Annotated in this window: 1 protein-coding gene; it reads right to left on the bottom strand. The window is 70.1% G+C overall.

What is annotated here, in order from left to right; all coding sequences use genetic code 11:
• A partial coding sequence (locus AB0I76_RS30310; protein ID WP_357042683.1) for a family 10 glycosylhydrolase occupies window positions 1–1,168 on the bottom strand: 1,168 nt, incomplete at its 3' end.
• Between the last annotated feature and the right edge of the window lie 34 nt (window positions 1,169–1,202).

Here is a 1,202-nt window from a genome sequence, read left to right as displayed (position 1 = left end):
CGGTCACGCCGGCCAGCGCCGCCGCCCGGTGGTCGGCGTGCGGCACCATCGACCGGTTCCGGAAGGAGCCCTCCCGCAGCGCCTCCTGCTGGCGGGCGTTGAGCTGGTTGTACGCGAACAGCGCGGCGCCGTCGGAGTCGGCGTCGTTGACCGCCTGCACCTGGTCGAGCACCAGGTCGGGGGAGGAGCCGCGCAGTGGACCGTAGGTGGCGGTGTAGAGCGGCACGTCGCCGACCCGTTCCCGCATCACCGCCGTGTCGTGCCCGACCGAGCCGGCCGAGGTCCCGAACGACATGCCGGTGAGGAAGTCCAGGGTGCCCGCGTCGACCCAGGCGCCCCAGTTCTGGAACTTCTTGCCCAGCCCGTCGGTGGGGTCGGCGAAGACGGCGGCGGACAGCTTCTTCTCGGCGGCGACGTCCCGCTGGAGGGTGCGTACGGCGTCGACGAACGTGGTGACCTGCCGCTCCCGCCAGGCGTTCCAGGTCGGCCACTGCGGCGAGTCCGGCTTCAGGGTGTACGGGTCGACGCCGTGCTCGGCGGCGAACGTCTGGCGGCTGTACGCGGAGTAGGAGAAGTCCGCCCCGTACGGCAGGGACACCGGGTAGCGGATGTAGTCCAGGTGCAGCCCGTCGACGTCGTAGCCGCGCAGGATCTCGTCGTACGTGGCGAGGACGTGGGAGCGGACGGCGGGGATGGCCGGGTCGACCCAGAAGTAGCCGGGTTCCATCCGGGACGGCTGCGGCCCGGTCTTCCCGACGTCCTCCCGCTCGACGGCTGCCCACTCCGGGTGGGCCCGCAGCACCGGCCCGCCACCGGACTCGATGCCGACGAAGAAGGTGTGCGTCCAGGCGTGCAGCTCGACGCCCCGGGCGTGCGCCTCGTCGATCCACACCTTCAGCGGGTCGAAGCCGCGCATCTCCGGCCGCTGGGAGGGGATGCCGGCGCGCTCGGCGACCGCGCTCGGGTAAATGGTGTAGCCGCCCCACACGGTCTCCAGGAAGACCGTGTTGAAGCCGGCGGCGGCGATCCGGTCCAGCGAGGCGCGGATCTGCTCGGGGCTGGTTTCGATGGGGCGTACCCACAGGCCGCGGCCCTCGACCTCGCGGGCATCAAACTCTCCAACAAAAACTTGTTGAAAAACTGTCCCGACAACAAAAAGTGTTGCCAAAGGAATCCCAACCAGCCAAACCCTAAGGCCCGAC

This window comes from Micromonospora sp. NPDC049799 (genome assembly GCF_040656655.1).
Taxonomy (GTDB): Bacteria; Actinomycetota; Actinomycetes; order Mycobacteriales; family Micromonosporaceae; genus Micromonospora.
This window is presented reverse-complemented; position numbering and strand designations above follow the sequence as displayed.